Origin of the sequence: Microbacterium sp. LBN7 (genome assembly GCF_045690345.1) — a bacterium.
In the GTDB taxonomy this organism is placed as follows: domain Bacteria; phylum Actinomycetota; class Actinomycetes; order Actinomycetales; family Microbacteriaceae; genus Microbacterium.
In genome coordinates this window covers 418504-439946 of the sequence record NZ_CP147856.1, presented here as the reverse complement: position 1 = coordinate 439946, position 21443 = coordinate 418504, and the positions used below count along the sequence as shown (strand labels likewise).

General features: G+C 70.0%; 16 protein-coding genes and 1 tRNA gene. 13 read left to right on the top strand and 4 right to left on the bottom strand.

The genetic code is table 11. The features are described from left to right. Nucleotides 1-366: 366 nt before the first annotated feature. On the bottom strand, nucleotides 367-1776 hold the full coding sequence (locus LBN7_RS02120) for a zinc-dependent metalloprotease (RefSeq protein ID WP_407360815.1): 1410 nt from the start codon (nucleotides 1774-1776) through the stop codon (nucleotides 367-369). Between the two features lie 118 nt (nucleotides 1777-1894). On the opposite strand from LBN7_RS02120, the gene LBN7_RS02115 reads away from it, so the two are divergent. From LBN7_RS02115 to LBN7_RS02105, 3 genes are all read left to right on the top strand, one after another. After that, nucleotides 1895-2986 (top strand): PDZ domain-containing protein, encoded by a 1092-nt coding sequence (locus LBN7_RS02115; RefSeq protein WP_407360814.1) that lies wholly within the window; start codon nucleotides 1895-1897, stop codon nucleotides 2984-2986. A gap of 75 nt (nucleotides 2987-3061) precedes the next feature. After that, a complete protein-coding gene (locus tag LBN7_RS02110) occupies nucleotides 3062-5986 on the top strand; it encodes a UPF0182 family protein (protein ID WP_407360813.1) in 2925 nt (974 codons plus the stop codon). A 125-nt stretch (nucleotides 5987-6111) separates the two neighbouring features. Then, nucleotides 6112-7608, top strand: a complete 1497-nt coding sequence (locus LBN7_RS02105) for a purine-cytosine permease family protein (RefSeq protein ID WP_407360812.1) — start codon at nucleotides 6112-6114, stop codon at nucleotides 7606-7608. Between the two features lie 89 nt (nucleotides 7609-7697). Here LBN7_RS02105 and LBN7_RS02100 read toward each other — a convergent pair. Next, a tRNA-Met gene (locus LBN7_RS02100) sits at nucleotides 7698-7771 on the bottom strand. 79 nt (nucleotides 7772-7850) lie between these two features. On the opposite strand from LBN7_RS02100, the gene LBN7_RS02095 reads away from it, so the two are divergent. Continuing rightward, a complete protein-coding gene (locus LBN7_RS02095; RefSeq protein WP_407360811.1) occupies nucleotides 7851-8660 on the top strand; it encodes a carbon-nitrogen hydrolase family protein in 810 nt (269 codons plus the stop codon). Nucleotides 8661-8677: 17 nt separating this feature from the next. Here the strand turns inward: LBN7_RS02095 and LBN7_RS02090 are convergent, their stop codons facing one another. Next, nucleotides 8678-9880, bottom strand: coding sequence for an aminotransferase class I/II-fold pyridoxal phosphate-dependent enzyme (locus tag LBN7_RS02090; protein WP_407360810.1), 1203 nt, complete (start codon nucleotides 9878-9880; stop codon nucleotides 8678-8680). 98 nt (nucleotides 9881-9978) lie between these two features. Between LBN7_RS02090 and LBN7_RS02085 the strand changes: the two genes are divergently transcribed. From LBN7_RS02085 to LBN7_RS02075, 3 genes are read left to right on the top strand one after another with little or no spacing between them, the layout of a single operon-like run. Further along, nucleotides 9979-11568 carry a S1C family serine protease gene (locus LBN7_RS02085; protein ID WP_407360809.1) on the top strand — a complete coding sequence of 530 codons (1590 nt, stop codon included), beginning with the start codon at nucleotides 9979-9981 and terminating at the stop codon, nucleotides 11566-11568. Between the two features lie 46 nt (nucleotides 11569-11614). Next, on the top strand, nucleotides 11615-12868 hold the full coding sequence (locus LBN7_RS02080) for a CDP-glycerol glycerophosphotransferase family protein (protein WP_407360808.1): 1254 nt from the start codon (nucleotides 11615-11617) through the stop codon (nucleotides 12866-12868). Then, nucleotides 12865-14301: a CDP-glycerol glycerophosphotransferase family protein gene (locus LBN7_RS02075; protein WP_116636528.1), complete on the top strand. Its 1437-nt coding sequence runs from the start codon at nucleotides 12865-12867 to the stop codon at nucleotides 14299-14301. The genes LBN7_RS02080 and LBN7_RS02075 overlap by 4 nt, the downstream gene beginning before the upstream one ends. 15 nt (nucleotides 14302-14316) lie before the next feature. On the opposite strand, the gene LBN7_RS02070 is transcribed toward LBN7_RS02075, so the two are convergent. Beyond that, a complete protein-coding gene (locus LBN7_RS02070; RefSeq protein ID WP_407360807.1) occupies nucleotides 14317-15414 on the bottom strand; it encodes a glycosyltransferase family 2 protein in 1098 nt (365 codons plus the stop codon). A gap of 57 nt (nucleotides 15415-15471) precedes the next feature. Here LBN7_RS02070 and LBN7_RS02065 point away from each other — a divergent pair, with 57 nt between their 5' ends. From LBN7_RS02065 to LBN7_RS02040, 6 genes are all read left to right on the top strand, one after another. Continuing rightward, complete coding sequence (locus LBN7_RS02065; protein WP_407360806.1) at nucleotides 15472-16755, top strand: CDP-glycerol glycerophosphotransferase family protein; 1284 nt, start codon at nucleotides 15472-15474, stop codon at nucleotides 16753-16755. After that, complete coding sequence (locus LBN7_RS02060) at nucleotides 16752-17522, top strand: biotin--[acetyl-CoA-carboxylase] ligase (protein WP_407360805.1); 771 nt, start codon at nucleotides 16752-16754, stop codon at nucleotides 17520-17522. The genes LBN7_RS02065 and LBN7_RS02060 overlap by 4 nt, the downstream gene beginning before the upstream one ends. Before the next feature lie 91 nt (nucleotides 17523-17613). Further along, nucleotides 17614-18132: a PH domain-containing protein gene (locus LBN7_RS02055; protein WP_116636524.1), complete on the top strand. Its 519-nt coding sequence runs from the start codon at nucleotides 17614-17616 to the stop codon at nucleotides 18130-18132. 97 nt (nucleotides 18133-18229) lie between these two features. Further along, a complete protein-coding gene (locus tag LBN7_RS02050; protein ID WP_116636523.1) occupies nucleotides 18230-19354 on the top strand; it encodes a 5-(carboxyamino)imidazole ribonucleotide synthase in 1125 nt (374 codons plus the stop codon). Between the two features lie 119 nt (nucleotides 19355-19473). Then, complete coding sequence (gene purE, locus LBN7_RS02045; RefSeq protein ID WP_116636626.1) at nucleotides 19474-19941, top strand: 5-(carboxyamino)imidazole ribonucleotide mutase; 468 nt, start codon at nucleotides 19474-19476, stop codon at nucleotides 19939-19941. An 83-nt stretch (nucleotides 19942-20024) separates the two neighbouring features. After that, the gene (locus LBN7_RS02040; protein WP_407360804.1) at nucleotides 20025-21392 is read left to right on the top strand and encodes an LCP family protein; all 1368 of its coding nucleotides are present in this window, start codon (nucleotides 20025-20027) and stop codon (nucleotides 21390-21392) included. Nucleotides 21393-21443: the final 51 nt, after the last annotated feature.

The following is a 21443-nucleotide window of genomic DNA, read 5'->3' as shown; positions in this document are numbered from 1 at the left end:
GCAGGTGCTCGATCCTGGCCAGCAGCATCCGGGCGTCCTGTCGCGGGGCTCCCACGCCGTGCGCGATCACGTCGAAGGCGGCTCGGCGGAAGCCGGAGCGCAGGCGACTCAGCAGCAGCTCCACCCACGGTGCGTCGACCGCGATGCGCGGCCCCTCGTCGACGCCGAGCTGGAGCGTCCGCTCATCCCGCCAGAGCAGCGGCGCGCTCGGATCCAGACGGGTGAGGGTCGGCGGGGTCAGCGGCATCCCCCGATTCTGGTGAAGCCCAGGATGCCGTGGTGCGGAGAAGGCCGGTCCGTGGAGAACTTCCGTGCTTCCCGAGCCAGGGGAGGAGCGGTGCGCATCGCCCGCTCCACCCGGAGACCTCAGACCGGTCGTTCGCCCTCGGGTGCGCCGTCCCCGTCCGGGTCGTCGGACCCGTCGGCATTGTCCGTCGGATCCTCGGCGGAGAAGTCGTCGCCGTCGAGCAGACGGGCGAGAGCCTCGTCGAACTCGTCCGCGACCGGCTGCTCACCGCGCTCGGCGGCCTGCAGCCGGGCGACCAGTGCACTCGGGTCGTCGATGTCGTCGGCGGTCGGCATGAGGTCGGGATAGTCCCACAGGGCATCGCGGGCGCCGATGCCGACGGCATCCGTCACGGCCTGCCACATGGCCGAGGCCTCGCGCATCCGCCGCGGACGCAGCTTGAGCCCGACGAGAGCGCCCAGGGCGTCTTCGGCAGGGCCGCCGACCGCGCGACGACGACGGGCCGCCTCGGCGATGCGCGCCCCGTCGGGGAGCCGCGCGGTGGCCTGAGCGGTGACCACGTCCACCCAGCCGTCGATCGTCGCGATGAGGTTCTCGAGACGCGTCAGGGCCTCGCGCTGAGCCTCGGTCTGCGCGGGGAGCAGCGCCCCGCCCTCGATCGCCGCCCGCAGCTCCTCCGGGTCAGAGGGGTCGAGGCGGCTGGCGACGTCTTCGAGCGCATCCACGTCGACGCTCACGCCGCGTGCGAAGTCGGTGATCTGCGCCATCACGTGCAGGTGCAGCCACTTCGCGTGCCGATACAGGCGCGCATAGGCGAGCTCGCGCGTCGCCAGGTACAGCGCGATCTGGTCCTCGGGGATCTCCAGTCCCTCGCCGAACGCGGTGAGGTTCTGCGGGATGACGGCGGCCGTCCCGGCAGGGAGCACCGGGATGCCGACGTCGCCGCCGGACACCACCTCGAGCGAGAGATTGCCCAGGACCTGGCCGAACTGCGCGGCGAACACCGAGCCGCCGAGGCCGCGCATGAGCTTGCCCGCGCCCTGGACGACGCCGCGCATCTCCTCGGGCACCTGGGTGTCGAGGGCGGAGGTCAGCGCATCGGCGATGCTCGTCGACACCGGCCCGGCGATCTCCTTCCAGACGGGCAGGGTCTTCTCGACCCACTCGCCGCGGGTCATCGCGGTGGGAGCCTCGCTCAGTTCGGAGATCGTCGTCGCCTCGCCGAGCCACAGGTTCGCGAGCGTGAACGAGTCGACCAGCGAGCTGCGCGAGCCGTCGGTCACCCCCTGGCCGTCGCGATTCGCGATGTGCAGGGCCTGGCGCTGCGCGTTCTCCCACGGGTCTCCGACGAACGCACCCTGCAGCTGCGACATGATCGTCTGCATCATCGCGGGGTCGAACTGGAAGCCCTCCATGCCCTGCATGGCATCCCGCAGGGCCTCGGGGTCGATGTCCCCGCCGCCCTGGTTCGAGAGCATCTTTCGGAGGAACTCCTGGAAGTCCTCGGGAGTCGGGTCGTTGTCTGCCATGTCGTTCGCCCTCTCAGCACGCCTATAGCCGTGGCATCTACGCTAGTCACAGGTTTCTGCACGCGTCCCCGAAGCGAGCAGATCGCTGTACGCCGCTCGCGAACGACGGAGGAATGCTGTGGATCGAACGCGGTCTGGAAAGCCCGGACTCGGTGTCTGGGCGCTGATCGTCGCGCTCATCGCCCTCGTGGTCCTGACCTTCCTGCCGACGCCGTACGTGATTCAGCGTCCCGGTCCCGTCTACGACACGCTCGGCACCGCGACGGGGACCGACGGCGAGCAGGTGCCGCTGATCAGCGTCGAGGGTGCCGAGACGTTCGAGACGGGCGGCACGCTCGACCTCACGACCGTGCAGGTCGTCGGCAACCGCGAGCGCACTCCGAGCTGGTTCGAGCTCGCCCTCGCCTGGATGGACTGGTCCCGCGCGGTCGTGCCGCTCGACTCGGTCTTCCCTGAGGGCGTCACCACCGAGCAGCGCGATGAGCGCAATGCGATGCTGATGGTCGATTCCCAGCACGAGGCGACGGCCGCAGCCCTGAACGAGCTCGGCTACGACACGGGAGCGAAGGTCGTTGTGCAGGAGGCCGTGGCGGACGCCCCGGCCGACGGGCTGCTCGAGGGCGAAGACGTGATCACCGCGATCGACGGGACGCCGGTCACCTCCGCCACGCAGCTGCGCGAGGCGATCCAGAAGGCGGGCGGCGACCCGGTCGCCCTCACCGTCCTGCGCGCGGGCGAGGAGAAGACCGTCGAGGTGACTCCCGAGGAGCACACCGAGAACGACGTGACCACCTGGCTCATCGGCATCACGCTGCGCACGGACTACGACTTCGAGGTCGACGTCACGCTCCAGCTCGACAACGTCGGCGGCCCCAGCGCGGGGATGATGTTCGCACTCGGCATCATCGACACGCTCACCGAGGGCGAGCTGAACGGCGGCCACAACATCGCCGGCACCGGCACGATCGATGCCGAGGGCACGGTCGGGCCGATCGGCGGCATCCGTCAGAAGCTCTACGGCGCGCGCGACGCCGGAGCGGACTTCTTCCTCGCGCCGGCCTCGAACTGCGACGAGGTGGTGGGGCATGTGCCCGACGGACTGCAGGTGATCCGCACCGCGACGCTCGAGGAGTCGCTCGACGCGCTCGAGGTGATCGCGGCGGACGGCGACGTCTCCTCTCTCCCCACGTGCGAGCTCGCCGGCTCGTGAGCAGGGGAGCGGCCGTGACCTCGCCGTGACCGGGATGACAGCCGCCGCACAGTGAGGCGCGCCTAGGATGGAACGGTGACCTCGAACTCAGCCACTGCTCCGAATCCGGCCACGCCTCGAACCTCCCGACGCATCCTCGGCATCTCCCTGGTGATCATCGCCGCCCTGATCGCGGCGTTCTTCGTGTTCGCCTCGCTCTACACGGAGTACCTCTGGTTCGACCAGGTGGGCTTCACCGGCGTGCTCACCACGCAGTGGATCGCCACGGCCGTGATGTTCGTGGTCGGCTTCCTCGGCATGGCGGCGCCGCTCTTCCTCGTGATCCAGCTGGCCTACCGGCTGCGACCGGTCTACGTGCGGCTCAGCTCGCAGCTGGACCGCTACCAGGAGGTCATCGAGCCGCTGCGTCGCCTGGCGATGTGGGGCATGCCGATCTTCTTCGGCCTCTTCGCCGGCTTCGCCGCCGCCGGACAGTGGAAGACCGTCTGGCTGTGGGCCAACGGCGTGGCGACCTCGACGGTCGACCCGCAGTTCGGCATCGACACCGGCTTCTACATGTTCGCGATGCCGTTCTACTCGATCCTGCTCGCGTTCGTCTCGGCCGTGCTGCTGCTCTCGCTCCTCGTCACCGCTCTCGTGTCGTACCTCTACGGCTCGGTGCGCGTCGGCCAGGGCGAGCTGCGCATCTCGAAGCCCGCGCGCATCCAGCTCGCGGTGATCGCCGGTCTCTACCTTCTGGTTCAGGCGGCGAGCTTCTGGCTCGACCAGTACAAGACCCTGACCGCTCCGGACGACCGCATCACCGGTGCGGCGTACACGGGTGTCAACGCGACCATCCCCGGTCTGGCGATCCTCTCGGTCGTCGCCGCCGTGGTCGCCGTGCTCTTCTTCGTCACCGCGGTCATCGGCCGCTGGCGCTTCCCGCTCGCGGCGACCGCGCTGCTGATCGTCACGTCGCTCGTCGTCGGGGTCGGATACCCGTGGATCGTCACCACCTTCCAGGTGAAGCCGAACCAGAACGCCTACCAGGCCGAGTACTACCAGCGGAACATCGACGGCACGAAAGAGGCCTACGGCATCGCCGACCTCGAGACCACGGCCTTCGAGGCCGAGACGGATGCCGCTGCGGGCCAGCTGCGTGAGGACGCCGAGACCACGGCGTCGATCCGCATCATGGACCCGAAGGTCATCCCGCCGACCGTGCGCCAGCTCGAGCAGTACCGCGGGTACTACCAGTTCCAGACGACGATGGACGTCGACCGGTACGAGATCGACGGCGTGATGCAGGACACGGTCGTCTCCGTGCGAGACCTCGACATGTCGGGTCTCGGCGACGGCGACAACTGGAACAACCGCGTCGCGGTCTACACGCACGGCTACGGCCTCGTCGCTGCCGCCGGCAACCAGCGCACCAGCGACGGCGAGCCGGTGTTCCTCGAGCGCGGCATCCCGTCGTCCGGGTTCCTCACCGACCGCGAGAACTTCGAACCGCGCGTCTACTTCGGCGAGAACTCCCCGGAGTACTCGATCGTCGGCGCCCCCGAGGGCTCGGAGCCGGCGGAGATCGACTACCCGCGCGGCAAGGACGGGTCCAGTGAGACGAAGACGACGTTCGAGGGCGAGGGCGGCCCCGCCGTCGGCAACACGTTCACGAAGCTGCTGTACGCGCTGAAGTTCCAGTCCGAGCAGATCCTGTTCTCGAACCTCGTGAACGAGGATTCCCAGATCCTCTACGACCGCGATCCGAAGACGCGCGTGCAGAAGGTCGCCCCGTACCTCGAGCTCGACAGCGACCCGTACCCGAGCGTCGTCGACGGCCGCATCGTCTGGATCGTCGACGGCTACACCACCAGCTCGACGTACCCGTACTCGACCGGCGTCAGCCTGTCGGACGCGATCGCCGACTCCAACGTCCCGTCGCCCACGCTCGCGATCGACGACATCAACTACATCCGCAACTCCGTGAAGGCCACGGTCGACGCCTACGACGGCTCGGTCACGCTCTACGCGTGGGACGAGGAGGACCCGGTGCTGGAGACCTGGCAGAAGGTCTACCCGTCGACGGTCAAGCCGATCAGCGAGATGTCCGGCGAGCTCATGAGCCACGTGCGCTACCCGACCGACCTGTTCAAGGTGCAGCGCGACGTGCTGGGGATCTACCACGTCGACACGGCCGGATCGTTCGCACAGCAGGACAACCGCTGGCAGACGCCGAACGACCCCCGCAGCGACGCGATGCTGCAGCCGCCGTACTACCTGACGATGCAGATGCCGGGGCAGGATTCGCCGCGCTTCTCGATGTTCTCCACCTTCATCCCCGTCTCCCAGGGAGCGGGCGGCAGCCGAGACGTGCTGATGGGCTACCTCGCGGTGGACTCGGATGCCGGGTCGGAGGCCGGAGTGAAGGGCGAGGGCTACGGCCAGCTCCGGATGCTCGAGATCGACACGGACACCACGGTGCCCGGTCCCGGCCAGGTGCAGAACACCTACAACTCGGACACCGCCGTCGTGCCGCAGCTGAACCTGCTGCAACAGGGCGAGTCCGAGGTGATCTACGGCAACCTGCTCACGCTTCCGGTGGGTGGCGGTCTGCTCTACGTTCAGCCCGTGTACGTGCAGTCCTCCGAGGGCACGCAGCTCCCGAGGCTGCAGAAGGTGCTCGTCGCCTTCGGCGATCGGGTGGCCTTCGAGAACACGCTCACGGAGGCGCTCGACACGCTCTTCGGGGGCGACTCGGGTGCGACCGGCGGTGACGACACCGTCGAGCCGACGGAACCGGGTGAGGACGATCCGAGCACCGGCGAGACGCCGACCGAGCCGACCGAACCCGCAGAGCCCACGGGCGATGAGGCCGCGGCCCTCGCGGCGGCCCAGCAGGCGCTGCTCGACCGCGAGGCAGCGCTGAAGGCAGGAGACCTCGAAGCCTTCGCGGCCGCCGACAAGCGCCTGACGGCAGCGGTCCAGAAGCTCCTCGAGCTGGACGGTGCCGCGGGTCAGTGACCTCGCGCAGCTGAAGCGCATCGGGCGTCCCTTCGGGGGCGCCCGATTCGCGTATCGGCGAACCCTATGGGCCCCATCGGATTCCGGGGATGGGACGAGATCGGGCGGCGACCTACTGTTGCACCATGAACGAGCCCCAGCGCGATATTCCGGAGCCCGGCGCCGTGCAGACCGAGGTGGCAGCACCGAGGGCGACGGGGATCGAGGTCAAGTCCATCGACTGGGTGCCGCTCTCCGAGCGCACCGGTGAGCCGTCGAGCCTGTTCCCGCTGTGGTTCATGTCCAACGCCAACCTCACCACGCTCGCGACGGGCATGGTCGGGGTCGCGATGGGCGCGAACTTCCTGGTGTCGCTGCTCGCGATCGTCCTCGGCGTGTGCGTCGGCACCGTGTTCACCTCGTTCCACTCCGCGCAGGGACCGCAGCTGGGTCTGCCGCAGATGATCCAGTCGCGGGCGCAGTTCGGCTACCGCGGTGTCGCCATCGTGTGCCTCGTGGTCGTCGCCAGCATCGTCGGATTCAACATCTTCAACCAGCTGCTCGCCGGGCAGGTGCTCACCGCGACGACCGGAGTCGACGCCGGCGCCGGCTGGTACGTGCTCATCACAGCGCTCGCGCTCACGCTGGCGATCGTCGGGTACCACTGGATCCACCGCGTGCAGAAGTGGCTCACCTGGCTGTTCCTCGCGACCTTCGGCGTGTTCAGCGTCGTGGCGCTCTTCGCTCTTCCGCTCCCCGCGGCAGACTTCTCGCTGGGGGCGTTCGACGGTCCGGCGTTCCTCGTGCAGTTCGCGGCCGCCGCGGCCTACGCGCTGGGCTGGGCGCCGTACGTGTCCGACTACTCGCGGTATCTGCCGCCGCAGACGAGTCCGCGCAAGGCGCTGTTCTACACCTCCTCCGGGGTGATCGTCGGCGCGGGGTGGCTCATGATCCTCGGGGCGTTCGTCGCCTCCCTCTTCGCGGATGCCGACCCTGTGCAGGCGATCACCGCGGCGGCCGACGCGATCGTGCCCGGCGCGGGGGCGGTGCTGCTCTGGTCGGCGCTGCCGGCCCTGATCACGGTCATCACGATCAACATCTACGCCGCGAGCATCGAGCTGATCACGGTCGCCGACTCCTTCCGCTCCGTGCGACCGACGCGGTTCGCCCGCATCGTCGCCTGCAGCATCATCGGACTCGGCGGTCTGCTGGGAGCGGCGTTCTCGACGGGGGAGTTCCTCGACTCGTTCGGGAGCTTCCTCGTGGTGCTGCTCTACGTGCTCGTGCCGTGGACGTCGGTGAACCTCGTCGACTACTACGTCGTGCGGCGCGGGCGCTACGCGGTCGCCGAGATGTTCCGTCCGAACGGCATCTACGGCTCCTGGGGATGGCGCGGGATCACCGCCTACGTCATCGGCATCGCCGGGATGATCCCGTTCGTCGTGACGACGTGGTTCACGGGTCCGATCGCCGCGGCGATGGGCGGCATCGACATCGCGCTGTTCGTCGGGCTCGCAGCATCCGCTGTCGCGTACGTGCTTCTCGCGCGCGGACTCGATCTCGGCGCGGAACGTCGACTCGCCACGGAAGAGGCCGAGGCGATGGGCGTACGCTCGGTCAGCTTCGGTGCGGAACGCGGCTGACAGCGGTCCTGCGGATTTCCGCCGGGCAAGCGAAAGGCCCCTGATCCGGATTTCTCCTGATCAGGGGCCTTTCTTGTGTCGCATTCTCGTTGCGGGGACAGGATTTGAACCTGCGACCTCCGGGTTATGAGCCCGGCGAGCTACCGAACTGCTCCACCCCGCGGCACAAGAAGTAACTTATCACGGATTCGAGAGGTCGGCGAATCGAGGCCGGGTGCGCACGGATGCGAGAGGATGAGGTCATGTCCGAGACCGCAGCCGTATCCGTCGCCGTGTGCCAGTTCGCGCCGACGGCGTCCCGTTCCGACAACCGCGAGCGGATCGCCGCGCTGACGGCGGATGCGGCGGCGCGCGGTGCGAAGCTGATCGTGTTCCCCGAGTACTCGAGCTACTTCGTCGATCCGATGGATGCGACCCTCGCCGCGAACGCCGAGGAGCTGGACGGCGAGTTCGTCGCGACCCTCACGTCTCTGGCTGCCGACTACGCGGTCGTGATCGTCGCGGGCCTCGCGGAGCGTGCTGCGGACGGCGAGCGGGTGCGCAACACGGTCGTGGCGGTGCGCGGCGACGGCATCCTCGCGGTCTACCGCAAGCAGCACCTCTATGACGCCTTCGGGCAGACGGAGTCCGATTGGGTCGAACCGGGTGACCCGGGGGAGCCGGCCACGTTCGTGCTCGGTGGCCTGCGCTTCGGGCTGATGACCTGCTACGACCTGCGCTTCCCCGAGCTGGCGCGCACGCTCGTCGACGCGGACGCCGATGTTCTCGTGGTGCCGGCCGAATGGGTGCGGGGGCCGCTCAAGGAGCACCACTGGACGACCCTGCTCGCCGCGCGGGCGATCGAGAACACGGTCTACGTGGTCGCCGCCGACCACCCCACGCCGATCGGCGTCGGGCACTCGCAGATCGTCGATCCGCAGGGCGTCGTCCTCGCCGGCGTCGGCACCGCCGAGGGCATCGCGGTCGCGGCTCTCGAGCGGTCGGCGATCGACCGCGTCCGCGCCGTCAACCCGTCCCTGCGGGTGCGGCGGTACGCGGTGGTTCCCCGCTGACGCGGAGCAGCACCGCCTCAGAGCGCCGAGGCGGCGAGGCGCGCGGCGGCCTCCTCCAGGACCTCGACGCGCTTGCAGGCGGCGAAACGCACCAGCCCGCCGTACTCGCTGCGCCGGTCCGCCGACACGAACGCCGTCAGGGGGATCGCGACGACACCGGCGCGCTCGGGCAGCGCGCGGCAGAACGCCGCGGCATCCTCTCCGCCGAGAGCGGTGGCGTCAGCGACGGTGAAGTAGCCGCCCTGCGGCGCGTGCACGGTGAACCCGGCGGCACGCAGGCCGTCGCCGAGGATCCCGTGCTTGTGCGCGAGCGTCGCGGCGGCCCGGGTGAAGGTGGCGTCGTCGAGACGCAGGCCCACGGCGATGGCCGGCTGGAACGGCGAGCCGTTGACGTACGTGAGGTACTGCTTGACCGTGAGCACAGCCGTGATCAGATCGGCCGGGCCGTGCACCCAGCCGATCTTCCACCCGGTGGCGGAGAAGGTCTTCCCCGCGGAGGAGATCGTGAGAGTGCGTTCGGCCGCGCCCGGCAGCGTGGCGATCGGCGTGTGCGGCGTGTGGAACGAGAGGTGCTCGTAGACCTCGTCCGTGATGATGATCGCGTCGTGCTGCTGGGCGAGACGGACGACCTCGGCGAGCACCTCCGCGCCGAACACGGCTCCGGTCGGGTTGTGCGGATCGTTCACGAGGATGATGCGGGTGCGATCGGTCACCGTGGCGGCCAGCAGATCGAGATCGGGCTGGAAGTCGGGGGCGCGCAGCGGCACGGTGCGCAGGCGGGCGCCGGCGAGGGCCACGGCCGCCGCGTAGGAGTCGTAGTACGGCTCGAAGACCACGACCTCGTCGTCGGGGCCGTCGATCAGCGCGAGCAGACTGGCTGTGAGGGCCTCTGTCGCACCCGCGGTGACGATGACCTCGGACGCCGGGTCGACGTCGATGCCGTAGAAGCGATGCTGGTGCTCGCTGATCGCGGCGAGCAGGTCCGGGTTGCCGCGACCGGGCGGATACTGGTTCGCGCCCGCGGAGATCGCGGCGCGCGCGGCCTCCAGCACCTCGGCGGGCCCGTCCTCATCGGGGAAGCCCTGACCGAGATTGATCGCCCCCGTTCTGGCCGCAGCCGCTGACATCTCTGCGAAGATCGTAGGTGCGACGGTTCCGTCTGCGGCGAGCAGACCTGCACCGGCCGCCGTGCGCCGCCATGCGCCGGGAATGACACTCATGAAGAACAGGCTAAGGCCATAGCTGAAACTCATCTTCGCCATACGAAACGCACAGATACAGGCGGCAGTCTGAAGGGGCGTCGATGAAGGAGCACACCATGAACGAAGACGAGACCCAGAACCAGTCGGCACCCGCGTCGCACGACGCCGTGCCGTCCACCGAGGCAGCAGAGGCCGCCGCTCAGCCCGCGCCCGCCGCCGAGACCACGGCCGCGTCGGCCCAGGGACACGAGGTGCCGTCGACCTTCACGTCGCAGGCGCCCGCCGCGGCCGCCGTCGCCGCGCCGGCTTCCGCCCCGACGGCCCCCGCAGCGCCGCAGCCCTTCGCCGCGCCGCACACGGCGCAGCAGGCGACAGCCTCGGCTCCGGGAGCCGCCTTCGGCATCCCCACCGCGACCGCGCACACGCAGCCGACGCAGCCGCTCGACGGCACCGCGCCCCTCGGGTTCGGCGAACCGCCGGCCGACGGGGTCAAGACCAAGGAACCCAAGTCGCGGGGCGGCGCGAAGTTCGCGGCGTTCATCGTGGCCGCGGCCCTCGTCGGCGGCGTCGCCGGTTTCGGCGGCGGCGCGCTGCTGAGCGGTCTGCAGGACCAGCCGACCGGCGGCACCGCCGGCGGACCGCAGACCGTCACCGTCAACAACCCCGGATCGGTCAACGAGACCACCGCGGTCGCGACCGCCGCTCTTCCCTCGGTCGTCACGATCGAGGTCGCGGGATCCCAGGAGGCCGGCAGCGGCTCGGGCGTGATCATCAGCGAGGACGGCTACGTCCTGACGAACACGCACGTCGTGACCCTCGGCGGAGCCGTGGCCGACCCCAGCATCCGCGTGACGACATCCGACGGCCGCATCTTCGACGCCACCGTCGTCGGCACCGACCCGATCTACGACCTCGCCGTGATCAAGCTGACGGACGCGAAGGGCCTCACGCCCATCGAGTTCGCCGACTCGTCGAAGCTCAACGTCGGTGACACCGCCGTCGCGCTCGGCGCTCCGCTCGGTCTCGCGAACTCCGTCACCACGGGTATCGTGAGCGCGCTCAACCGCAGCATCCAGATCGCGTCGTCCGCGCTGCCCGACTCGTCGTCCGAGGACGCCCCGGAGGAGCAGGCGCCGGAAGAGGGCGAAGGACAGGGTCCGTTCCAGTTCGATCTGCCGGGCAACACCGGACAGCAGCCGACCGAGTCGATCTCGATCGCCGTGATCCAGACGGATGCCGCGATCAACCACGGAAACTCCGGCGGCGCTCTCGTGAACAGCAAGGGAGAGCTGATCGGCATCAACGTGGCGATCGCGAGCTCGGGCGGGTCCGAGGAGTCGGGCTCGATCGGCATCGGCTTCGCGATCCCCGCGAACATCGCGCAGCGCGTCTCCGAGGAGATCATCGCCGACGGCGCCGCCACGCACGGCCTGCTCGGCGCCTCGGTCCGCGACGCGGCGAGCGTCGAGGGCGCGAACGTCGCGGGAGCGTACATCGCCGAGGTCACCGACGGTGGAGCGGCGGCCGCGGCCGGGCTCAAGGCCGAAGACGTCGTCACGGCGTTCAACGGGGTCCCGATCAGCAGCGCCAGCGATCTCACGGCGCAGGTGCGTGCGGCGGCCGCGGGCAGCGATGCCAAGGTGACCTACGTCCGCGGCGGCAAGGAGTACGAGCTCGAGGTGACACTCGGCGAGCTCGCCGGCTGATCCGGAGTTCGCCGAGAAGGACGCCACCCCGCGATAGGCTCGCGGGGTGGCGTCCTTCTCCTTCGGCACCGGCAATGCGGCCAAGCTGCTCCGGATCCCGCTCTATGCCGCAGGACGCATGGGTACGTTCCTCGTCCCGCGCGGTCGACGCTGGGTGTTCGGCTGCGGCGCCGGGATCGGCGACGGCGCGCTGGCTCTGCAGCGGCACGCGTCGGAGGCGGGATACGACACGCTGTGGCTCACGTCATCGGATCGCGAGGATCGGGATGCCGCCGCGCTCGGCCTCCGCACCGTGCGCAAGAGCGGTCTGCGGGGCTGGTGGGCGACGGCCAGGGCCGGCGTGCTCGTCGTCACGCACGGCCTCGGCGACGTCAACCGCTACGCGAACGGCGGGGCCTTCGTCGTGCAGCTCTGGCACGGCATCCCGCTGAAGCGCATCGGCCTCGATTCGCCGGCCACGACGCAGGTCCCGAACGTGCCGGGCGCGCCGCTGCTGCGCCGGGCCGTCGGGCTGCTGTACCGCGGAGCCGCCCAGCGCATCCGAGTGCTGCCCGCCGCCTCGCATCGCTCTCGCGGTCGTCTGGAATCCGCGTTCGGACTGGGCGACGACCGGGTCGTCGTGACGGGTGAGCCGCGCGTCGACGTGCTCTCCGCCGGATCGGTCGACGAGCGCCGGGCGGCGGCCTCCGCTCTGCTGGATCGCGCCGTCGGTCCTCTGCCGGAGGCCGCGCGCGTGATCCTCTACGCTCCGACCTGGCGCGACGGCGCGGCGGACCCCGCGGTGCCCTCCGCGGCGGAGTGGGTGCGGATCATCCGTGTGCTCGAAGACGAGGACGCGATCCTGCTCGTGCGATCGCATCCTCTCGGCGAGGGGGGCTATGCCCCGCCGCTGCCCAGCAGGAGGGTGCGGATGCTGGGCTCGTCGGTGCTCGCCGACGTCACGCCCGCGCTCGCCGCGGTCGACGTGCTGATCACCGACTACTCCTCGCTCGCGTACGACGTGGGGCTGCTCGCGACACCGGTGCTGTATCTGGCCCCGGACGCGACCGAGTACGCGCGCACACGGGGCTTCTACGGCCGATACGAGGACGTCGCGGGCGCAGACCCCGCGGCCGACTGGGACGCACTCCTCGGGCAGCTCCGGCGCCTTCTCGCCGACGACGCCGCCTACGACGAGGCGTCGGCGCGTTCCGCTACGCTCAGCGCGGAGATGCATGCATTCCGAGACGGGCGCAACACCGATCGGGTGTACCAGGCAATCCGCGCGCGGGGGATCCCCGCACCGAAGGGAGCAGCATGACAACGGCCCGGATCGATGAAGCGGCCGAAGCGCTGATCATCGCAGGGACCGGTCAGCGACCGGCGACAGCGCAGCTCTCCGGACCGCGGGCACGTGTCGATGCGCGCATCACCGGCGGGGGCAAGACCTGGAAGGCCGTGTTCCCGCTGCAGGCTTCGCGCTGGGGCGGGCCGGCTCTGCCGCTGCCGTCCGGCGAATACGAGCTGCGCATCGCCGACACGGATCTCGACGACCTGCGGATCGCGCCGACCGTGATGACCGGTGTCCGCGTCGCTGTCGACGGCGGCGCTGTGCGCATCGCCGCACCGATCGATCCCGTCTACGAGACGGTCGAGGGGCAGTCGACGCTGGAGGGACGCTACGTGGCCCAGACCGGCGGCACCGAGAACGCCGTGTTCTTCGAGAGCTTCTACGGCCGCAGCGTCGGCTGCAACCCGCAGGCGATCGATCGGGAGCTCGCGTCCCGAGTGCCGGATCTGCGGCGCTACTGGAGCGTGGTCGACCTCTCGGTCGCGGTGCCGGAGGGGGCGATCGCCGTCGTCGAAGGCAGTCCGGAGTGGTGGCATGCCCGCGGTGCCGCCCGACTGCTGGTGGTGAACGACTGGCTGCGCCGCCGGTTCGAGCGCAAGCCGGGGCAGAAGGTGCTGCAGACCTGGCACGGCACGCCGCTCAAGCGACTCGCCCTGCATCGTCCCGGGTTCGACCCTCGTCGCATGGCGGCGGTCGTGAAGGAATCGCGACGATGGGATGTGCTGCTCGCGCAGAACACCTACTCCGAGCGCATTCTCCGCAAGGCATATGCGTTCTTCGGAAGGCCGATCTGGGTCGAGGGCTACCCGCGCAACGACGCGCTCACCACCGGGGATCCGGCCGCGGTCCGTGCGGCTCTGGGGATCGGCGAGGGGGAGCGTGTGCTCCTGTACGCACCGACCTGGCGTGACGATCGCAGCGAGATGGTCGACTTCATCGACCCGGAGCTGCTCGCCCGGCAGGCCGACGCCGTGGTGCTCGTCCGCGGACACACCCGCACGCTTCAGCAGGGGCGCGACCGTTCCGGCGCCAGGGTCATCGACGTGACCGGCTATCCCGAGACGGCTCAGCTGCTCCTCGCCGCCGACGCGCTCATCACCGACTACTCCTCGGTGATGTTCGACTTCAGCGTCACCGGCAAGCCGATGTACTTCCTCGTTCCCGACATGGATCACTACCGCGGGCAGCTGCGCGGCTTCTACTTCGACCTCGCCGAGCGCGCGCCCGGCCCCCTCGTGCGCACGCAAGACGAGCTCGCCGCGGCGCTGGGCGACCCCGGCCAGGAATCCGCCTACGCGAGCAGGTACGCCGCGTGGCGCGCGCAGTTCAACAGGCGGGACGACGGGCACGCAGCCGAGCGCGTGGTGGACCGGATTCTCGACCTCGGGTTCGTCAGCCGCTGATCCGAAGGGCCCGCGTCAGGGCAGCGGCGTGTTCTGCGTGCCGAGACGCGACGCGTCGACCGTGTCGCGCGCTCCACGCAGCACGCCCCCGAGGAACCCGATACCCCAGGACAGGTGCATCGTCGGCAGCACGAGCAGGGTCCACAGCTTCTGACGCAGCCCGCCTCCCCCCGGAGCCAGGGCGACGGCGAGCACGAGGAGCAGATACAGCGCGAGCGGGACGTAGGCCACGATCGCCGCGATCAGGGACGCGACGCCCGTCAGCACGCCGGTGAGCTGCAGCGCACCGACGATGACGGCGAGGGCGACCACGAGGACGAGGGCGGGCGGAGCGAAGTAGCGGATGCCGTTGCGGCGGCCGAATCGGCGCACGAGCTCGCCGCGCCAGGCGCCGGTCGCGCGGAACTGACGCGCGAGGCGGAGCCAGCTCTCCCGTGGCCAGTACGTCACGGACAGGGTCGGGTCGAACCAGACGCGGTGTCCGGCCTGGCGGATGCGGAGGTTGAGCTCCCAGTCCTCGCCACGGCGGATCGTCTCGTCGAACAGTCCCACCTCGTCGAGCACCTCGCGGCGCATGACGCCGAGGTACGCCGATTCGGCCTCGCCCTCGTGCGTGCGGCCGTGGTACGCGCCGCCGCCCAGACCGACGGGGGAGTTGTAGAGGCGCGCGACCGCCTTCTGGAAGGGCGTGCGGCCCTCGGCGTGCATGACGCCGCCGACGTTGGCCGACTGTGTACGCTCGAGCGTCTCCAGGGCGCGGGCCGCGTAGCCGGGGGACAGCTCGGAGTGGGCATCCACGCGGACGATCGTCGCGTACCGGCTCGCGCCGATCGCGGCGTTCAACCCCACCGGGATGTGCGCGGCCGGGTTCCGGACCAGCCGGATGCGGTCGTCGGCCGCAGCCAGCCGCTCGGCCAGCTCGGTGGTCCCGTCGGTCGAGGGGCCGAGCGCGAGGACGAGCTCGGCGGGTCCGTCGACGTCCTGGGCGAGCACGGAGGCGACGGCGTGCTCGAGGTACGCCCGCTCGTTGAGCACCGGCATCACGAAGGACACCCCGGTGTCGGGCGTGACGGATTCGTTGGCTGGCACATGACGATCATGGCACGACGACATCGGGCGTTCCCTGATCCGTCCGCGGGGCGAGAGCGCGGAACGAACTATTCTGGAGGGATGGGTGCATTGTCTGACGCCAAGAAGGCGTACCGTCTCCTCACGCGCGCGCTCGCGTCTCGCAGCGCCGTGCAGCGGGTGCGGCGGCGCCTCGCCGAGCGCGAACCGCATCCGCTCGATCACTTCCAGGTCGCGGTGTACTTCGCCGACGGCGCGGTGAACATGTACCAGATGCGCCAGTGGTACCGTCCGCTCGCGGAGCTCGCGAAGCGCTGGCCGGTCGTCGTGCTCTCCCGGTCGGCGACGGGCGCCGAGAAGCTGCTCGACGAGGACGGACCGCCGGTCGCCTTCGTGCCGAAGGTCCGCGACCTCGAGCGGTTCATCGCCCATCAGGACATCCGGGTCGTGCTGTACGTCAATCAGAACACCCGCAATTTCCAGATGTTCCGCTACGGACGCCGCTGGCACGTGTTCATCAACCACGGCGAGTCCGACAAGATGTACATGACCACGAATCAGTACAAGGCCTACGACTACGCCTTCGTCGCGGGTCAGGCGGCGCGGGATCGTCTCTCGCGCACGCTGTGGGACTACGACGTCGACCGTCGAACGATGGACATCGGTCGACCGCAGGCGGATCACTATTCGGGGACGCTGCCCTACACGCCGGATGAGCGCACCGTGGTGCTGTACGCGCCGACCTGGGAGGGGGACCGTCCCAGCGCTCACTACGGTTCGATCGCGACGCACGGCGAGACGCTCGTGAAACAGCTCCTGGCGACCGGCCGGCATCGGGTCATCTACCGACCGCATCCCCGCAGCGGGGTCGTGGATGAGGCGTACGGGGCCGCCCACCGCAGGATCATCGCGGCGATCAACGCGGCCAATGCCGCGGACCGCAGCGCGCAGCACGTCTACGACGACGGACCGGAACTCGGCTGGCAGCTCTCGGCCGCCGATGTCGCCGTCGTCGACATCTCGGCGATGGTCTACGACCGTCTCGCCGCTGGCAAGCCCCTCATGATCACGCGCCCCGCAGACGAGCGCGCCGCGATCGACTCCACCGGCTACCTCGCGGACTGCGAGTGGCTGACGGTCGACGACGCGTCTCGCATCGTCTCCGAGGTCGAGCGCGTCCGTGCGGATGAGGCGGCCGTCGCCCGGCTCCGGATGTGGGTGCAGCACTATTTCGGCGACACGACTCCGGGCGTCGCCACCGAGAAGTTCCACGCAGCCGTCGAGCGGCTCATGCACGAGTGGGAGCAGTGGCACGCGAACGACATCGGCGCGATCCGCGAGGACGAGGACGACGATGACGAAGAGGCCGACGAGGAAGACACATGAGCGGTGACCTCCCGCGCTCCCATGGTGTCGCGGCGCGCCTGGAGGTCCTCCCGCGCACGGGCTCGACGAACGCCGATCTCCGCGAGCGGGCCGACGATGTCGAGGGCTGGCCGCACCTCTCCGCCCTGATCACGAGGAACCAGACCGCGGGGCGCGGGCGTCTCGACCGCACCTGGGTGGCTCCCGACGGCGCATCGCTCGCGATCTCCGTGCTGCTGCGCACCCTGCCGGACGACCCCGCCGCACGCGGCTGGATCCCTCTAGCCGCAGGCCTGGCGATGACAGAGGCGGTGGCCGCCCAGCTCCCGGGGCGAGACGTCGCGGTGAAGTGGCCGAACGACGTCCTGGTCGACGGGCGCAAGATCTGCGGGATCCTCGCCGAGGCGACGACGGATGCCGTCATCGTCGGCTCCGGTGTCAACACGGCCATGACTGCGGAGCAGCTCCCCGTGCCGACGGCGACCTCGTTCGCGGTGCTCGGCGTCGAGGTCGACGAGGACCGGCTGCTGGCGGACTACCTGCGGGCGCTGTCCTCCACCGTCGCCGCGCTCGCCGCGGCCGATGACGCGGTCGCGAGCGGGTTGCACGCTGCCGTCACGGCCCGATGCGCGACCCTGGGTCTCGTCGTCCGCGTCTCGCTGCCCGGCGGTGTCCTGCTCGAGGGCCGCGCCACGGCGCTCGACCCTCAGGGCCGTCTCCTGGTGTCGGCGGACGGCTCCGCGCACGCCGTCTCGGCGGGCGATGTCGTGCACGTGCGGCCCGCCTGATCTGACACGCCGCCGCGCAGTCCGCTTTGTCGCAGATCACGGGCACAATGGTGGGGTGACTCAGCCCGTGACGCTCGGAGGCCGGCCGGTGATGCCGCCGCCCGGCGTGCCGACCGAAGAGCTGCTCATCGCGCGGCTGCGGAGCCACGCCCGTCGACTGTTCTGGTCGGCGCTGGTCCTGATCGGCGTCTTCGGGGCGACGGCCTACTTCTACGACAATCTGCCCGCGGGCCTCGAGAACTGGATGCTGCTGTCGGCGGCCGGTCTCGTCGTCCTGCTCGTCGTGGTGGTGCCGTTCATCGTCTGGTACTCGCAGAGCACGACCGTGACCACCCGGAGGGTCATCGCGCATCAGGGCATCGGGGCGCGTCGTCGGCGCGAGATGTCGCACGCGAGGGGCTACACGATAGCCGTACGTCGCGGGCCGCTGCAGCGTCTGTGGGGAACGGGCACGATCACCCTCTCGAACGGTGTCGACGAACCGCTGCGCCTGGCCAATGTGCCCAACGTCACGCTCGTCCATGAGACGCTCGCCGACCAGATCGAGGTCGGCCAGATCCTCGCGCATCGAGACGCGCAGGGCAGCACCGACAACCTCGACGACATCTGACTCCCGCGGCGCACGGCGCCGCCCGAGCGCCGCGGCAACCGTGTCGGACATCGTCGCCTGCGTGCGCGAGAATGGTCGAGACGAATGGAGGCGGCACATGACGCTGCGTGTGGGCGTGATCGGCGGAGGACAGCTGGCCCGGATGATGATCGCTCCGGCGGTCGAGCTCGGACTCGACCTGCGGGTGCTCGCGGAGGGCGACGGCATGTCCGCCCGGCTCGCGGCGACCGCCGTGGGCGATTACCGGGACATCGACGCCGTGCGCGCGTTCGCGGCCGACGTCGACGTGATCACCTTCGACCATGAGCATGTTCCCCAGGAGGTGCTGCGGGCACTCGTCGCCGAGGGCGTCGTCGTGCACCCGGGTCCGGACGCCCTCCAGTTCGCCCAGGACAAGCTGGTGATGCGCGCGCGCCTGACCGAGCTCGGCATCCCGCAGCCGGAGTGGGCGGCCGTGCGCAGCGTGGATGAGCTCCAGGCCTTCCTCGACGGCCACGACGGCCGGGGCGTCGTGAAGACGCCGCGCGGAGGATACGACGGCAAGGGTGTGCGGGTCGTCCGCGCCGCCGATGAAGCCCAGGACTGGTTCGAGGCGGTCGCCGACGGCGATGCGCTGCTGGTCGAGGAGCTCGTGCCGTTCGTCCGAGAGCTCGCACAGCAGGTCGCGCGTCGGCCCTCCGGTCAGATCGTCGCCTACCCGGTCGTCGAGACCGTGCAGCGCGGTGGCGTCTGCGCCGAGGTCATCGCGCCCGCGCCGGCGGCGACCGAACGGCTGTCCCGGGTCGCGGAGGAGATCGGACGCACGATCGCCGAAGGTCTCGGGGTGACGGGCATGCTCGCCGTCGAGCTCTTCGAGACCGACGACGAGCGCATCCTCGTCAACGAGCTGGCGATGCGTCCGCACAACAGCGGGCACTGGGGTCAGGACGGAGCGGTGACCGGGCAGTTCGAGCAGCACCTGCGCGCCGTGGCCGATCTCCCGCTGGGGAGCACGGCGCCGCGCGCGGCGTGGTCGGTGATGGTGAACATCCTCGGCGGTCCGACCGAAGGCACTCTCGAGGCGCGATTCGACGCGGCGATGGCCGAGCACCCCACGGCGAAGATCCACACCTACGGCAAGGCTCCGCGTCCGGGTCGCAAGGTCGGGCACGTGAACGTCTCTGGTGATGACCTCGACGACGCGGTGTACGTCGCCAGGGCGGCAGCCGCGCACTTCGACTGACCGTCCCGCAAGACCGGGCAAGAGGTGTGCCGTTCAGGGCTTCTCACAGCAGCAGACCGTAGCCTGATCTGGTGACCGAGCCACTGCACTCCTCCGCCGCGCCGCTGGTCGGCGTGATCATGGGATCCGACTCCGACTGGCGTGTCATGAGCGACGCCTCGCAGGCGCTCACGGACTTCGGGATCCCGCACGAGGTCGAGGTCGTCTCGGCGCACCGCACGCCGGACAAGCTGATGTCCTACGCGCGCGAGGCACGTTCCCGCGGCATCCGCGTGATCATCGCCGGCGCCGGAGGAGCGGCCCATCTGCCGGGTATGGTCGCCTCGATGACGGCGCTCCCGGTCGTGGGCGTGCCGGTGCCGCTCGCGTATCTGGACGGCATGGACTCGCTGCTCTCGATCGTGCAGATGCCGGCCGGCATCCCCGTCGCGACCGTCTCGATCGGGGGCGCGCGCAACGCCGGGCTCCTCGCCGCACGGATCCTCGGTACCGCCGACGCCGACCTCGCCGACCGGGTGGAGGCGTACGCGCGCGACCTCGAGGCGCAGGTCGAGGAGAAGAACGAACGGCTGAAGGGCTCGCTGTGACCCTTGCGCCACCGCGCGCGACAGGGCGCCCGCTGATCGAGAACCGGCCGCTGCGGCATCCGGACTCCTCCGACCCTGGGCAGATGACGAAGCGCGGCTGGTGGCTCGTCGCGCTCAATCTCCTCGTGCCCGGTTCGGCGCAGATCCTCGCGGGCAATCGTCGGCTCGGACGCTTCGGGCTGCGCGCGACGCTGATCGCCTGGTTCCTGGTGATCGTCACGGCCGGCCTGGCGCTGTTCGCGCGCCCGGTGCTGCTCTGGCTCACCATCGGCGGCGGATTCTTCTCCGCCGCCGTGCTGACGATCGTGCAGGTGCTGATCGTCGCGTACGTCGTGCTCTGGATCGTCCTGACATTCGACGCCCTGCGTCTGGTGCGTCTCGTGAAGGTCTCGGGTCCTTCGCGGTTCGCGATCCCCATCGTCGCGCTGATCCTGCTCGGACTCGTCGGCGGCGCCGCGGGATACGCCGCGACCGTGGTGGGGTCCGCGCGCAGCACCATCTCCACGATCTTCGGGCAGAGCGGACCGAGCCTCCCGCCGAGCGACGGCTACTACAACATCCTGCTCCTGGGCGCCGACAGCGGCGACGGGCGCGACTCGATGCGGTTCGACAGCATCTCGGTGGTGTCGGTCAACGCCGACACCGGGGCCGTGACGATCACCGGCATCCCGCGTGAGCTCCCGAATGCTCCGTTCAGCGAGGGCAGCCCGATGCAGGAGCTCTATCCGAACGGCTTCGAGGGCTACAGCTCCGACGACTGCGGCTGGAACGGCTGGATGAACCACGTGCGCAACGCCGCGGAGATCTGCCGTGAGGATCAGGGAGCCTCGCTCTACCCCGACGCCGTCGCGCAGGGATCAGACCCTGGCATCGAAGCGACCAAGGATGCCGCGGAAGGCGTCCTCGGAATCGAGATCCCGTACTACGTGTTCGTCGACATGCACGGATTCGCGGAGCTCGTGGATGCCCTGGGCGGCGTCAACATCAACGTGACCGAGCGCCTGCCGATGGGCGGCCCGCCGGAGGGCTGGGAAGGCACGGATGTGAACGAGTGGGCGATCGGCTGGATCGAACCGGGCCAGCAGCTCATGAACGGCGACACCGCGCAGTGGTACGCACGTTCGCGGTACACCACCAGCGACTGGGATCGGATGAAGCGGCAGCGCGAGCTGCAGGAGGCGATCCTCGCCCAGTTCACTCCGCAGACGGTCCTCACCCGCTTCAACGAGGTGGCGGCGGCGGGGACGGCGCTCATCAGCACCGACCTGCCGCAGGACAAGCTGCCGGAGTTCTTCGATCTGATGCTCAAGGCCAAAGAGCTGCCCGTCACGTCGATCGAGCTGACCCCGGACTTCGGAGTCGACGAGTTCGAGCCGGACTACGGGTACATCCAGGAGATGATCCGGCAGACCCTGCATCCTCCGACCGAGACGCCGACGCCGGAGCCGTGACCCGAAGGTCCGCGAGCCGCTGATCCGTGAGCTGGTGGTCCGTGGACCGCT